This window comes from Methylobacterium sp. A54F (assembly GCF_053346035.1).
Window position 1 is genome coordinate 1 of record NZ_JBKFBF010000241.1, and the last position, 255, is coordinate 255.

General features: G+C 72.2%; 1 protein-coding gene. It reads left to right on the forward strand.

The genetic code is table 11. The features are described from left to right. On the forward strand, positions 1-255 hold a 255-nt coding region (locus tag ACLBXP_RS26145), incomplete at both ends, for a beta-propeller fold lactonase family protein (RefSeq protein WP_447670685.1).

A 255-nucleotide genomic window follows, 5' to 3' on the forward strand; every position in this document is an offset into this window, starting at 1 on the left:
AGGTGCTCGCCCAGATCGACGTCGGCATCGAGCCCGAGGGCATGGCGGTGAGCCCCGACGGCACAATCGCGGTGACGACGTCGGAGACCACCAACATGGTCCACTGGATCGACGTGCCGAGCCTGACCGCCGTCGACGCGACGCCGGTGGGCCAGCGCCCGCGCCACGCCGAGTTCAGCGCCGACGGCCGCCGGCTCTGGGTGTCCTCGGAGATCGGCGGGACGGTCTCGGTGATCGACGTGGCGAGCCGGCAGG